Source organism: Campylobacter concisus (assembly GCF_003048535.1).
GTDB classification, from domain to species: Bacteria; Campylobacterota; Campylobacteria; order Campylobacterales; family Campylobacteraceae; genus Campylobacter_A; species Campylobacter_A concisus_S.
This window is the reverse complement of record NZ_PIRQ01000009.1, coordinates 22849-37288: the sequence shown is the minus strand read 5'-3', so window position 1 is coordinate 37288 and position 14440 is coordinate 22849. Positions and strand designations below refer to the sequence as shown.

The window sequence follows — 14440 nt, the reverse complement described above, 5'->3', positions numbered from 1 at the left end:
GCTCTTTTAAAATGTAAATTTCTTATCTACGATGCGAACTATTCTGCCGCCAAGCCTTTTTGCCTGCTCTTCATTGTGCGTGGTGATGATGATAGTGTATCTTTGCGACAAGCTTTTTAAAAGCTCCTCTACAATCAAGACATTTTTCATATCAAGCGACGAACAAGGCTCATCAAGCATGAGCACTTCAGGCTTTGTAGTTAGCATCCTTGCGATGCAAAGTCTTTGCTTTTGACCTCCTGAAAGTTTGCTAGCTGGCATATCAAGGTCATTTATCTCATCTAGCAAATTTACGCTTTTAAGCAGCTCTTCTACTCTTTTTTGCTTATCTTTTATGCTGCCTTCGTAAAATTCCATCGCATAGGTCAAATTTCTCTCGACGCTAAAAGGAAAGAGCGTGGTGTCTTGAAAGAGTATGGCTAGCTTTCGTCTTAGCCAAATTTCGTCCTTATCTTTGATATTTTTACCTTTAAATAAAATTTCTCCGCTATATCTGCCGCCTTTTTGCTCCAAAAAGCCATTTAGTGCTGAAAGAAATGTTGATTTGCCACATCCTGAGCTGCCCATTAGACAGATGATCTCATTTTGGGCGATGTTTAAATTTAGATCTTTTAAAATTTCATTCTCTTGGTAAAAGATACTAAGATCTTTTATGTTTAAAATATCTGGCAATTTTCTCTCCTATATCAAATAAAACTACGGCTGAAAGCAGGTGCAAAATGATAAGTATAAAGATGAGCACAAGCGCCGTGGCGTAGGCATTTTGCGTTGCGATTGATTGGCTTAGGAGCATGTGCAGATGAAAAGGCAGTGCCATGACTGGCGAGAGAAGGCCCTCAGCCTTTGCCATGAAGACGACCCCTGTTAAAAGTAGCGGCGCAGTTGCCCCTATGGCGTAGCTGCCAGCAAGTATTAAGATGGATATGATATTTTTTCTAATAGTTGGCAAAACTAGCTTTCTGGCCATAAAATTTTTATCAACGCCAAGTGCGAAGCTATCTCTTAACATCTTTTCATCGGTCTGCGAGATCGCCTTTTCTGTGCTAACTTCAACAAACGGAAAGACCATCAAGGCAAGTGTAATGCTAGCTGTTAGCAGGCTTTTTGGGATATCAAGGCTAACGATAAAAAGCCCATAAACAAACATACCAAGCAGGATAGATGGTATCGAGGCCATCGTTTGGATGATAAATTTAAGCCCAAGTTTTATGATGCGAGATGTGCAGTAAATTTGCCTGTAAATGGCGCAGCTAACGCCAAGAAGTGCTGAAAATATCATAGATAGGATCATCAGCAAAAATGAGCCTATGATGGCGTCTTTTATGCCACCGCTCTCACCTAAATTTAAACCTTGCGGGTTTTTAGTTAGAAAGTCTAAATTTATCTGAGAGATGCCATTTGCAAAGATGAAATAAAATATCCAAAATATCACCGCAACCACTATAAATACGCAAAGATAAGCGTAAAATTTGACTATAAAATCTTTAAAGGTGTTCATTGTTTTTCTCAAATTTAAAGATAAAAATATTTAGCATAAATATAAAAACAAGCAGGACAAATCCGCTTGCAATAAGAGCGTGATAGTGCAGGCTGCCAGCCTCGCTCATGCCCATTTCAAGGGCTATTAGAGATGGTATGGTCTGAGCTTTTGAGAGTAGGTGCGGAAAAAGCGGGGTGTTGCCTATGACCATCATCACAGCCATTGTCTCGCCAGCTGCCCTTGAAAATGCGAGTATAAAGCCTGAAATGCTAGCTTTTATGGATTTTCTAAAAATGACTTTTCTTATAAAATATCCAGTGCTTACGCCAAGTGCGTCTGAGTTTGTTTTGAAATTTTGCTTTAGCAGACCCACGCTTTGGAGCAAGTGCGAGGTAAAAAAGGGCAGTATCATGACGCTAAGTATGAGACTAGCTGCTAAGACAGACTCGCCAGCGGACATTTTTAGCCCTGACTCTAAAATTTTTACAACCGTGTAAAGCGCGAAAAATCCATATATGATAGATGGTATGCCAGCTAGTATTCGTATCATCCAGTCTAGCACGTGCCTAAGCCAGGCGCTCGCAAAAAAGCATATAAATATAGTGATACCAAGCGAGATAAAAAATGAAAATATACAAGCTAAAAACGCAACTGCGAAATTTGCGATTAGGATATTAAAGAGCCCAAAGCTAAAAGGCTCTGTGCTAACGTCCCAGTCGCCATTTAGCAAGAAGTCATAAAGGCTTACTTCTGTAAAGAAACTCGTGGAATTTAGCAGTAAAAACCCCACGAGTAAAAGCAAAAGCATGGCGGATAAAAGTGTGAAAAGATATATCGCGCCTTTAAAAATTTGCCCTGTCATTGGCTATTTTACTGGTATAAATCCCATTTTTTCGATAGTCTTTTGACCTTCGGCTGAATTTAACACGCCAACAAAAATTTGCTCACTCTTGCTTAGGTCGCCACTTTTTACGATGATGAGCGGACGAGAGATGTAGTATTTGCCATCAACTATGTTTTTAACAGTTGGCTCGACGCCGTCAACGTTTAGCGGTATTAGCTTGCCTTTGTTTTGATTTGTGATACCAAAAGAAGCGTAGCCAATAGCGTTTTTATTTTCGATGATTTTTGAGACAAGTGCGCCCATGGAAGGTGATTGGATGACGTTTTTACTAACTTTGACATCTTTCATGATCTTTTTTTGAAATACCTCGTGAGCACCGCCACCAAGATCTCTTGTAACTACGACTATTTCGTCATTTGGTAGGGATTTGTCAAGGTCACTCCACTTTTTGTACTCGCCTGAGAAAATTTTGACGATCTCATCTTTGCTTAAATTTCCACCCTTTAGCTTTATCACCTCATTTTCTGGGTTTACAGCCACACAAAGTGCGTCTATGCCAAGCGTATAGGCTTTCATATCTTTGATCTTTGCTTTTTCGCTATCTTTTACGTCGCGAGCTAGCATGCCAAAGTCAGCGACATGATCAAGCACGGCTTTCACGCCAGCACCAGAGCCACCAGCTGAGACAAAAATGGTGATATTTTTGTTTGGCAAAGAGCTATCAACTTTGTCCCAAGTTTCGTACTTTTCGATAAAGTCGGTTGAAATTTTAGCAATAACTGGAGCTAGAGTAGATGAGCCACTAAAGCTAACTTGCGTTTTTTCATCCGCACCAAAAGCGAAATTTAAAGATAAAAGCAGCATAGAAGCAGCCAACATAAGTGATTTTTTCATAAAAACCTCCAAAATTTGATTGTTATTAATATTTGTAAAAGCTATTGATTAGTTGTAAATTTGCAACAGTTTTTCTAAAACTTAGAACTGCGGTGGATTATACAATAAAAAATGATATTTAAATAGCCGGTTTATAAAATTTATTTTGACTGATAAAGAAATATAAATTTAATCTTAAGAAAATATTTTTTTAAGTCTTGATTGTGTAGAATGGTTGCAACTTTACTAAAACGGCATGAAAATATCATATTATATAAGGTAAAAAGCTAAATTTATAGAATAAAATAGCCTTAAATTTCTTGAAAGGATCTTAGATGAAAACTACTTCTTTGGCACTTACTGGCTTGCTTTTAGCAACAACTCTTTCAGCAAAAGAATTTATCAGTATCGGTACTGGCGGCATGACAGGTACTTATTATCCGATAGGTGGAGCGATTTGTCGTTTAGCAAACAAAAATACTAATGTAAAATGCTCGGTCCAATCAACTGGCGGCTCAGTCTATAACGTAAATAACGTTTTGAAAAAAGAGCTTACATTTGGCTTTGTTCAAAGCGACGTCGTCTATGATAAATTTAACGGTACTGGCAAATTTGATGGAGCAAAAGATGAAAATTTACGCTCAGTAGTTGCTATCTATCCAGAGCTTCTTGCATTTGTAGTGGCAAAAGATAGTGGTCTAACAAGCGATATCCAGTCTTTTGCAGGCAAAAAATACAACGTTGGAAACCCAGGCAGTGGCAACGAAGTGAGCACACTTGAAGTCTTCAAAGCAAAGGGCTTTGACGTTTCAAAACTAGGATATCGCGGTGTTTTAACAGTTGGTGAATGCCCACACGCACTAAAAGATAAAAAGATAGACGGATATAGCTTTGTTGTCGGCCACCCAACCGCAAACATCACTGACGCTGCGACATCTTTGCCTATTGATATCTTAAATATCGAAGGTAGCGAGATCGACAAGCTTCTTGCGGACAAGCCATACTTTGCAAAAGGCGTGATCCCAAAAGGCTCATATGATGGCGTAGATCACGATGTAAATACTATCGGTGTAAAAGCTGTTTTAGTAACTAATAAAGATACAAAGGACGAGGCTGTAAAAGCTGTGATAAAAGCTATTTTAGATAACTTTGATGAGTATAAAACTCTTCACCCAGCGCTAAAATCAGTAAACAAAGAAGATCTTGTTCAAGGTCTTTCAGCTCCGCTTCACCCAGCTGCAGAGGCTGCATTTAAAGAGGCTGGCATCTTAAAATAGTCTAAATTTCCAGGGGCTTTTGCCTCTGGATAAAATTTAAATATGCAAATTTTTTAATTTTTATATTTAAATTTTAAAGGAGAGAGATGAACGAAGTCAAAGACAACGAAGAACAATTTGTCGAAGTAAAAACAAGGGAGATAAATAGCAATTTTTACAACTATTTCATTGCGATCGTATGCTTTTCCTGGTCAGTTTTTCAGCTTTATATAGCTTATTTTCCGCTAAATACCAACATTTCACGCTCAATACACTTAGCCTTTGCGGTTGGTCTTGTATTTTTGCTTTATCCAGTCACTTTTCATAAAAAGGCACATTCTAGTTTGCCATTTTACGATCTAGTCTTTTGTGTGGTAGGCGTTGTTGCTGTGCTTTATCCAGCGGTTTATTTTTATGAGCTAGCTGATAGGACAGGGGACTACATCACGCAAGATATCGTAATATCGTTTTTGGCGATCATTGTCTTGCTCGAGGCTGGCAGGCGTGTCATGGGACCAGCACTTCCAATTATTTGTATATTATTTTTGATATATGATCACTTTGGCCCTTATATGCCAGACATCATCGCTCATCAGGGTGCCAGCTTTGAAAAGATCGCAGGCCATATGTTTTTGACAACTGAGGGTGTCTTTGGTGTGCCTATCGGAGTTAGCGTTAGTTTTATCTATCTTTTTGTTCTTTTTGGCTCATTGCTTGAGAGGGCAGGAGCTGGGCAATATTTCATAAATTTAGCTTTCTCTCTTCTTGGCAAATATAGAGGCGGTCCGGCTAAGGCCTCGGTCATCGCAAGTGGCCTAACTGGCATGGTTTCAGGAAGTTCAACCGCAAATGTTGTAACCGTTGGCACATTTACCATACCGCTTATGAAAAAAGCCGGTCTTTCACGCACAAAAGCTGGAGCCATCGAGGTTGCAGCTGGTGTAAATGGTCAGCTTATGCCCCCGATCATGGGCGCAGCTGCCTTTATCATCGCTGAGTTTTTAGGCATGACATATACAAATGTCATGATGGCAGCGATTATCCCAGCGTTTGCTTGTTATTTGTCGCTATTTTTTATCGTGCATTTAGAGAGTGTGAAGCTTGGCTTAAAAGGTATAAATCAAAGCGAATTTCACTCAAGATTTAAAATTTTTGTAAGCGGACTTCACTATATAACTCCGATTTTAATTTTGCTTTATACGCTATTAATCGCAAAAGAATCAGCCATCGCTGCGGCATTTAATGCGATTGGATTTTTATTTTTAATAATGATCTTTCAAGAGCCGGTTAAAAAACTAGCAAGTGGCGAAAAAGTTGGAATAAATGATGTGTTAATAGGCTTTGAAGATATATTTTGGGCGATGGTTGCAGCTGCAAAAAGCATGACAACGATCGCTATAGCAACCGCACTTGCAGGTATTATCGTGGGCTCTATCTCTCTAACTGGCCTTGGTCAGGTGCTTTCAGATCTAGTTGAGTTACTTGCTGGTGATAATATAGTTATGATATTGCTTCTTACTGCGATGATGTCGCTAATACTAGGAATGGGTCTTCCAACGACGGCAAACTACATTGTAGTTTCAAGTCTTGTGGCACCTGTTATTTTATTTTTAGCGCACAAAAATGGCTTTTTAATCCCAGCCATTGCTGTGCATCTTTTTGTCTTTTACTTTGGAATTTTAGCTGATGACACGCCACCAGTTGGTATCGCAGCTTATGCAGCAGCTGGTATTGCTAAAGCAAATCCTATAACTGTTGGTGTTCAAGGATTCTTTTATGATCTAAGAACGGCGATCTTGCCATTTGCCTTTTTCTTTAACAACAAACTTATGCTGATAGAAAGCGTAAATGAGGGAGATCCGCTTGACTCTAAAGGGATCGTTTGGATGAGCAATCCGCTTGAAATTTTACTTGTCTTTGGTATGGCGATCGTAGGAATGTTTGCTTTTTCAAGCTTACTTCAAGGCTTCTATGTCACAAAGCTTAGAATTTGGGAGCGTATTCTTTTGATCCCTGTTGTGCCACTAGCTCTTGTACCAAATATATGTGCGAAATTTAATCTTATACCAAACGAATACACTGCTTATATCGTAGCTGCTGTACTTTATGGATTTGTTTTTATGACTCAATGGGGCATTAAAGACAAACCACTTGATCAAATAAAAATAATCTAATCTTAGGCAAGAGCACTCTTGCCTAAATTTCTAATATAAATTTTTAGAGCCACCTTTATACTTTGAGTAATTTCTATTTAAAATAAGTGTTTTTTGGATTTTTTTGTTTTAAGAAATTTTTAGGCTCGTAAGCCTAAAAATTATAGTTGTTTTGAGCGTCTTAGATCGCCTGCAAATTCGCAAGACATCTTATCACCTAATTCGCAGCCTTTTACTAAAAATTCATAAGCTTTTTTAAATTCTTTAGCTTCTATCAAGATAGAACCTACCATCTCACAAGAATATCCATCATTCTTATCACAAGCTTTGTTAAAAAGTTCTCTTGCTTTTTGCGGCTCAGTGTTTAGATAAAGCCCACCAGCTGCCGAGCAACCTTCAACCTCACCAACTTCGCAAGCTTTATTATAGTACTCTAAGGCCTTGCTTGGATTAGGTAGAGCTGTTTTGCCTAGCTGATAAATGGCGCCAGTTTTTACACATGATTTTGCATCATTTTCTGCACATCCTGCTTTAAATTTTGCTAAAGCTTCTTTGAAATTCGAGCTCCCATATGCCTTTAGGCCATCTTCAAAGTTACCTGCAAAAGCACAAGCAGCTAATATTGAGATAAAAATCATTTTTTTCATTGAAATTCCCTTTTTTGTGAATTAACATGCAATTTTAGCATATTAATTTTTACACTTACTTGATGAAAAATAATTACGCTTTTAAAATTTGCTCTTGTTTTTTATAATCAGGCATGATTTTTTCTATAAAATCGTAAAAACTTTTTTGATGATGTGGATAGAGCATGTGTGTTAGTTCGTGAAGAACGACGTAGCGCACGGCTGAGAGTGGCTTTTCTATGAGTCTTAGGCTTAGGTTTATATAGCCTTTTTTATGATTGCAGCTGCCCCAGCGAGTTTTGCTATTTCGTATGACGATGCGCTTGATTGGCTTATTTATAAAAGGCTGAAAATGGCTTACAAGCTCTAAAAATAGCTCTTTTGCTCTTACTTTTTTAAAACACTCAAGGCTTTTTAAATTTGGCGTAAAGACAAACTCGCCATCAAAAAATGGCTCTTTAAAATTTTCATCAAATTTTATCTTATAAACTTGCCCAAGAAATTTCATCTCATCATCTTTTGGTAAATTTGCAAGAGCTTTTTTGTAAGTATTTTCAAGCCAAATTTTATGCATCTCAAGAAAGCTAAGAGCCATCTTTTGTGTACTGTAAAATGGCATAGATAGCGTGATCTTAGCGTCCTTACCAACTCTTAAACGCATGGATTTTACATTTGTTTTAAAATTTATTAAAACGCTTAGCCCATAAAAGTCTAAATTTATACTCTTTTGCTTTAAACTAGGCGTTTTTCTTGCCATTTTTTGCTTCTCCAACGCCATGTATTTGCAAGGCCTCTTAGCCATTCATCAGCACAAAACCCTATCCAAACGCCGATAATTCCCCAGCCAAGATAGATGCCTAAAAAATATCCAAGTGGCAGTGAAAGCCCCCACATGAAGATAAGACCAGTTATGAGTGGAAATTTTGCATCTCCACTTGCACGAAGGGCATTTACGATGACTATGTTAAAGGTTCTGCCCGCTTCAAGAAATATCGAAAGTGTAAAAAGCGGTAACATGATCGCACGTAAATTTTCGTTTAAATTTAGTGCGTCCATGATCTGATACTTTAGCGCATAAGCTATAAGCACGACTACAAGCGTTATAAAAACTCCAAGTCTTAACGCCCTAAATGTCCTTGTATAGGCCTCGTTAAACTCGCTTGCTCCAACTAGATGTCCTACAATGACCTCGTTTGCCACGCTAATGCTCGCTCCACAAAGCAAGATAAGAAGCGTGATCTGAAAGTAAATGGTCTGCACGCTAAGGCTAGCCTCGCCCATGCTCGCTACAAAGCCAAAAGCGACCATGTATTGCGCCATCCAAAGTAAATTTTCGCCTGCGCTTGGAAGGCCGATTGAGAGGATTTTCTTTAAAATTTCAAATGGTACGACAAGTAGCTTTTTAAAGTAAATTTTAACTTTTGCCTTTTGACTTAGCATATAGGCTAGCACGAAAATGCCTACTAGTCTACCAACAAGTGTCGAGATAGCGACTCCTTGTAGGCCTAAATTTGGTAGATTAAACCAGCCAAAAAGAGCGATGGCATTGCCTAAAATCGTAATTACGTTCATTAAAACTGAAGTTAGCATAACAGCAGTTGCTAGGTTATAAACACGAAGCACCGCAGCTAGCACCATTCCGATGCCATCAAAAAGTAGGGCAAAGCCAAGGATGTGAAGATATGAGAAGCTATCATTTATAAGCTCTTTTGGCACGTTTAGTAAGTTTAAGATGTTATAGCCAAAGACATAGATAACGATAGCTGAGAAGATACCAAAGAGCGTATTTGACGTGATACTTGCGTGTATGACGTTTGATGCAAGATCGTTCTTTTTAGCTCCCAGTGCTTGGGCGACGACGACTGAACAGCCAATGCTTAGGAAGTTAAAAATGGTCATAAAAAGATCCATTACTTGATTGCCCGCACCCATGGCACCAACTAGATGCACACTCACTTTTGTAACCATGTAGGTGTTGATGATGAGCGTAATGAAGTGTAAAAACATATCTAAAAATATCGGAACTACGAGTTTTCTCATAGATAAGTTCATTAAATTTTCCTTAATTATTTTAAAATTTTGGCGATTATAGCCAAAATTAGGTTTTAGCTCCCTTTTTGATATAATCGCGAGAAATTAAAAAAATGAGAGAAAAATGGCATTAATCGACCTGATAGACGTAAGTAAAAAATTTGGTGCAAATGAGATTTTAAACGCTGTAAATTTTAGTGTAAATGAAAATGAAAAAATAGCGATCATCGGTAAAAATGGCAGCGGTAAAAGCACGCTTATGAAGATCATCTCTGGCGAAGTGGCAGCTGATAGTGGCAGACGCATAGTGCAAAGCCTAATAAGCGTCGAGATGCTAGCTCAAACTCCAAATTTTAACGCAACTTTTACCGTAAGGCAGGCACTAAATAACGAGCTAAAAGAGATATTTGATGCGATAAGCGAGTATGAAAAAAGTGGCGTCTTGCTAGCAAATGATCCTGAAAACAAAGAAATTTTAAAAGAGCAAGAGAGGCTTTTAAAATTTATAGAGGCAAAGGATGGCTGGAATATCGAGTACAAGATCGAGCGAATTTTGCAAGAATTTAAGCTAAAAGAGTATGAAAATAGACCCATTTGCTCGCTAAGTGGCGGCGAGATCAGACGCGTAGCACTGGGTGCTCTCATCCTTAAAAAGCCAGATGTCTTGCTGCTTGACGAGCCGACAAACCACCTTGATGTCTATATGGTCAAATTTCTTGAAGATATGCTTAAAAGCTCAAATCAAAGCATAGTTTTTATTAGCCACGATAGGTATTTTATCGATACGCTCGCTACTAGGTGCGTTGAGGTCGAGGATGCAAGCTTAAAAAATTTCGAGGGCGGATATGCAAACTATCTAACCAAAAAAGAGGAAATTTTAGCAAGTCTTGCAAAGTCGCATGAGACACTGCTAAAACAGCTAAAGGCCGAAGAAGAGTGGCTAAGGCGCGGCGTAAAAGCTAGGTTAAAGCGAAACGAGGGCAGAAAAGAGCGGGTGCTCGCCATGCGCGAGGAGGCTAAGAAAAACCCAGGTGTGATAAGACGCGTGAGGCTAGAGCTTGAGCGTGCGAGTAAAAATTTCAATCAAACGCAGAGTCAAAACCGCAAAAAAATGCTATTTGAGTTTAAAAATTTAAGCAAAAGCATAGATGGCAAGGTGCTTTTTGAAAAATTTGATGCAAGGGTCTTGCAGGGCGAGAGGATCGCCATAGTCGGACGAAACGGCAGTGGAAAGAGCACGCTACTTAAAATTTTACTAGGACTTGAAAAGCCAAGTAGCGGCGAGATAAAAAGAGGCGAGGTGAGTATCGGCTACTTTGATCAAGCTAGAAATGTCCTTGACGATGAAAAGAGCCTTATAGAGACCTTTTGCCCAAATGGCGGCGATCACGTGCTTGTTCGTGGGCGAAATATGCACGTTTATGGCTATCTTAAAAATTTCCTCTTTCCAAAGGAATTTCTGGATAAAAAGATAGGCGTTTTAAGTGGCGGCGAGAAAAACCGTGTCGCACTTGCGATGCTTTTTACCAAAACTTACGATGTGCTGGTGCTTGACGAGCCGACAAATGACCTTGATATCGCAACTATTAATATTTTAGAGGACTACTTACAAAGCTTTGAGGGGGCGATCTTGCTTGTTAGCCACGATAGATATTTTGTCGATAAGATGGCGAGCAAACTCTGGGCGTTTGAGGGCACGAAGATAAATGTCTTGCACGAAGAGTATAGCGTCTATTTGGAGCTTGAAGATGAGATGAAAGAGCTTGATAAATTTGAAAAAGAGCTCTCAAATAGCCAAAATGAAACCAAACAAAAGAGTAAATCTGGCGTAAAACTAAGTTATAAACAAACGCAAATTTTAAACACATATCCAGATAAAATTTCAGCCCTTGAAATAAGAATAACCGAGCTAAACGAGGCTCTAAGCGACCCTAAAATTTATCAAGAACTAGGTCTTACCACGCTTTATAACGAGCTAGAAGCGGCAAAAGCCGAGCTTGAAGAGCTTGAAAATGACTATTTTGAAGTGCTAGAGATTGCCGAGGGGCTGGAGTAGGGAAGATAAAGTATCGCAAGATGAAGTCATTTGCAGGTTTAAAATGATAAAAAAATATCCAATAATCGTCATAATCTTATTTTTTGCTCTTATTTTGTTTTGTCTTTATGCGTTTATGTTTATTTCTACTGGCTATATAGATGAAGATAGGAATAAATTTAAAGAGATAAGAGGTAGTGTATTTTATACCACCGAAGATGATAAAGTCTATGCCATGGTTCCAAGTGGCGGTAGATTTGAGCTAATAGGCGTGAGGGCCAGTAAATTTAAATATCTAGACACTGGCAAATACGATAATAGAAACGTCGGCATGAGCGATGAGGCGGTGTATTGTGGCAACCTCGTTATGAGCGGACTTGGTCCTAAAAGCGTAAGAGCTCTTGGGAATGGATACTTTAGCGACGGTAAGATGACTTATTTTTGCAATAGCGCAAGTGTACCAAATCTTGAGATAAGGGGAGTTATAGAAGCGTGGCAGATGATCTCGCACGCACTTTTAAACACACCAAAAGCACAAAGCCATATCTATAAATTTAGACAAGTTGATAGTCTAAATTTATCTCCAATCTTAGGCTTTGGCTATGCAAGCGACGGCGTGAGGGTCTATCATGAGGGCAAAGAGCTAGAGGGCGCAAATGCCAGCAAAATGCGTTACATCGAGCAGGCATCTGGCAGAAAGAGCGTGCATTTTACAACTGACGGAGAAAATGTCTATTATGACAGCACAAAACTAGGGATCAAATTTAGCCCGCAAATGCGTGATATCGGCGAGATATGGCGCATTCACTATCTTTATGAGCCAAATTCTGGCATGGTCTATGCAAATGATCACGAATTTGACCCACAATTTGCCCCGTACGAGCCGCTTTTTAACCTAGAAGACGAGCACGCCTATCACGCTCTTTTTCGTGGCAAAGGCGGTATCTATCACTGGGAGCGAAAGTGGCAGTGGTATAACAGCATAGATGAGGGCGAGTTTGTAAGAGACGGAGATGATCCATTTAAAGGCGAGATAACGCCGCTATATGGTGACGTGGTGATAAGTGATGGCAAGACATATTTTCTAAAAACCTATGAAATTTGGCACAACACGAAAAATGATCACAGCCTAAGCTCACGCCACACTTGCATCGTAAGGCTTGATACAAAAGAGCAGTGGCGAAAGATAGGCCTTGTAAGAAACGATGGCTACGGAGCGGTTTATGCAAACGGAGATAAGACATATTATTTTGATAACGTCGGCTACGGCTGGCATTTTAACAGCAGCGTTTATGATATAAACGACCTTGGCGTGGTTGAAATTCTCACTCGTCCTTATGGCCCAAATGTTAAGAATTTAAAACTTGATGAGATAGTAAAAATGGTAGATCAAGGCGCTATGGTGCCAGCTGAGGGCGAGGTGGTGATCGATGCGATAAGCGACTTTGATGATTACTCGCAAAAATATGGCTACTGGATATTTTTAGCCATCGCATTTATAGTCTCGGTGGTTGGCTCTATTTTTAAAAATAAAAAGCAAGCAAAAAAGCTTAAAAAAAAGGTAGATGATTATAGATTATGAGAAAAATTGCGACTAAGATCCTTTATCTTTTTGTCATTTTGACACTATTTTTTGTTTTGGCTATGCTTTATCTGTGGCGTGAGGGAGAGCATCAAAGAGGCTTTGCAAACATTGATAATAGCGAGTTTTACCGCTCGCCTGAGGGTAAAATTTACATTCAAATTTCAGGCAGCGGCAAGTATGAGCTAAAAGGCATTGATGAGGCTAGTTTTAGGGTCTTAAAGCTAGAACACGCATATGACTACTCAAACGTGGCGGCTGATAAAAACAGTGTCTATTGCGCTAGAGAAATTTTGCCTGGCCTTGATCCAAAGAGCGCCAAAGTGCTTGGCAATGGCTATATAAGTGACGGCAAGATAAGCTATTATTGCAGCTCTAGAAGCGAGAAAAAGGCGGGATTTAATGAATTTATCGCCGTTATGAAAAGCGTCGCTCACGTCTTTATAAAAAGCTACGATGATAGCTCATATTTTTATAGGACAAAGCTAGTTGAAAGTGCAAATTTAGAGCCTATATTTGACGCTGGCTTTGCAAGAGATGGTGGCACGCTTTACTACAAGGGCGAAAAGCTTGACGCACAACCTAGCGAGCTAAGATATATCACGGCAGAAAACGGCGCTGCTAGCGGATACTACACAGATGGCAAAAGCTTATTTTTAGGCTTTTATAAGCTTGATACGAGCTACACAGATGAGGTGCGCCAGATATGCTACGACTCAAAGCACTATATAGAATATCTTTTTGAGCCAAAAAGTGGGGCGGCGTTTGCAAATGAGCGTAAATTTAGCGCTCAAAATATGCCTTATAGCGCCATTTACAGCGTGGATAACGTGCACTCGTTTTGGCCTCTTTTTGCCAGCAAAGATGGAATTTACTTTTGGGATAGCACGAAAAACAAACAAGCTAAAATTTCAGACTACCAGCTAAAAGGCGAGCTAAAAAGGCTCTATGCTGACGTTTTTGTAGATGAAAATTCAGCGTATTTTTTGCAGCAAGGCGAAGAGTGGCAGCGCTCAAAGCATGGCAGTCACTTAGAGGCACAAACTGTATCTTTATATAAATTTGCCCCAAGCAGCTCTTGGCGCGAAGTAGGGCTGGTAAAAGATGGCGAATATGGCGCAGTTTATGCAAATGGCGATAAGTTCTATTTTTTTAGCAAGATAAAGCCATTTTACTGCATAAAGCACAGCGTTTATGAGGTGGCAGAGCTTAGTGTCATAGAAATTTTAACAAGAGCGTCTAAAGAGCTCAGCGCAAAAGATATCAGCGAGATGATAAAACGCGGTGAGCTAGTGGAGGTAAGCGGCGAAGAGGTCGCAAGATCGAGGATAGAGTATGACTCGCCAAAGATCATTTTGTATATCACATTTGGCATCGCTTTTGTCGTCATAGCGCTAACAACTCTTGCAAAACCAAAGAGAGATAAAAGCGACTTGAGATAAATTTAAAAGTAGCTATTTTTGGTGGCTAAAGCTTAAAATTTCATAAAAATTTAAAGAGAAAATTTGGCCTATTTACTCTTTTTTGTTATTTTAAGGCAAAACTGAAATTTATAAAAAG

At 39.2% G+C, this 14440-nt stretch carries 12 protein-coding genes; 5 read left to right on the top strand and 7 right to left on the bottom strand.

Annotated elements, in window-relative coordinates; all coding sequences use genetic code 11:
- Positions 1 to 6 precede the first annotated feature (6 nt).
- Genes CVS93_RS08585 through CVS93_RS08570 form a run of 4 tightly spaced genes read right to left on the bottom strand, consistent with a single transcriptional unit; the run spans position 7 to position 3218 of the window.
- Complete coding sequence (locus tag CVS93_RS08585) at positions 7 to 672, bottom strand: phosphate ABC transporter ATP-binding protein (RefSeq protein WP_107687321.1); 666 nt, start codon at positions 670 to 672, stop codon at positions 7 to 9.
- Positions 641 to 1498 (bottom strand): PstA family ABC transporter permease, encoded by an 858-nt coding sequence (locus CVS93_RS08580; RefSeq protein ID WP_107687320.1) that lies wholly within the window; start codon positions 1496 to 1498, stop codon positions 641 to 643. Before CVS93_RS08580 ends, CVS93_RS08585 begins: the two co-directional genes overlap by 32 nt.
- Complete coding sequence (gene pstC, locus CVS93_RS08575; RefSeq protein ID WP_107687319.1) at positions 1485 to 2342, bottom strand: phosphate ABC transporter permease subunit PstC; 858 nt, start codon at positions 2340 to 2342, stop codon at positions 1485 to 1487. Before pstC ends, CVS93_RS08580 begins: the two co-directional genes overlap by 14 nt.
- A 3-nt stretch (positions 2343 to 2345) precedes the next feature.
- Positions 2346 to 3218: a phosphate ABC transporter substrate-binding protein gene (locus CVS93_RS08570; protein ID WP_107687318.1), complete on the bottom strand. Its 873-nt coding sequence runs from the start codon at positions 3216 to 3218 to the stop codon at positions 2346 to 2348.
- A gap of 314 nt (positions 3219 to 3532) precedes the next feature.
- Between CVS93_RS08570 and CVS93_RS08565 the strand changes: the two genes are divergently transcribed.
- On the top strand, positions 3533 to 4474 hold the full coding sequence (locus CVS93_RS08565; protein ID WP_107687317.1) for a TAXI family TRAP transporter solute-binding subunit: 942 nt from the start codon (positions 3533 to 3535) through the stop codon (positions 4472 to 4474).
- Between the two features lie 86 nt (positions 4475 to 4560).
- Positions 4561 to 6627 carry a TRAP transporter permease gene (locus CVS93_RS08560; protein WP_107687316.1) on the top strand — a complete coding sequence of 689 codons (2067 nt, stop codon included), beginning with the start codon at positions 4561 to 4563 and terminating at the stop codon, positions 6625 to 6627.
- Between the two features lie 140 nt (positions 6628 to 6767).
- On the opposite strand, the gene CVS93_RS08555 is transcribed toward CVS93_RS08560, so the two are convergent.
- From CVS93_RS08555 to CVS93_RS08545, 3 genes are all read right to left on the bottom strand, one after another.
- Positions 6768 to 7253, bottom strand: coding sequence for a tetratricopeptide repeat protein (locus CVS93_RS08555; protein WP_103628408.1), 486 nt, complete (start codon positions 7251 to 7253; stop codon positions 6768 to 6770).
- Positions 7254 to 7326: 73 nt separating this feature from the next.
- Positions 7327 to 8010, bottom strand: a complete 684-nt coding sequence (locus CVS93_RS08550) for a SprT family zinc-dependent metalloprotease (protein ID WP_107687315.1) — start codon at positions 8008 to 8010, stop codon at positions 7327 to 7329.
- Complete coding sequence (locus CVS93_RS08545) at positions 7965 to 9284, bottom strand: MATE family efflux transporter (protein ID WP_107687314.1); 1320 nt, start codon at positions 9282 to 9284, stop codon at positions 7965 to 7967. Before CVS93_RS08545 ends, CVS93_RS08550 begins: the two co-directional genes overlap by 46 nt.
- A 103-nt stretch (positions 9285 to 9387) precedes the next feature.
- On the opposite strand from CVS93_RS08545, the gene abc-f reads away from it, so the two are divergent.
- Genes abc-f through CVS93_RS08530 form a run of 3 tightly spaced genes read left to right on the top strand, consistent with a single transcriptional unit; the run spans position 9388 to position 14322 of the window.
- Positions 9388 to 11319: a ribosomal protection-like ABC-F family protein gene (gene abc-f / locus CVS93_RS08540; RefSeq protein ID WP_107687313.1), complete on the top strand. Its 1932-nt coding sequence runs from the start codon at positions 9388 to 9390 to the stop codon at positions 11317 to 11319.
- A gap of 43 nt (positions 11320 to 11362) precedes the next feature.
- Complete coding sequence (locus tag CVS93_RS08535; protein ID WP_103628412.1) at positions 11363 to 12880, top strand: DKNYY domain-containing protein; 1518 nt, start codon at positions 11363 to 11365, stop codon at positions 12878 to 12880.
- The gene (locus CVS93_RS08530; protein WP_107687312.1) at positions 12877 to 14322 is read left to right on the top strand and encodes a DKNYY domain-containing protein; all 1446 of its coding nucleotides are present in this window, start codon (positions 12877 to 12879) and stop codon (positions 14320 to 14322) included. The genes CVS93_RS08535 and CVS93_RS08530 overlap by 4 nt, the downstream gene beginning before the upstream one ends.
- Positions 14323 to 14440 lie beyond the last annotated feature (118 nt).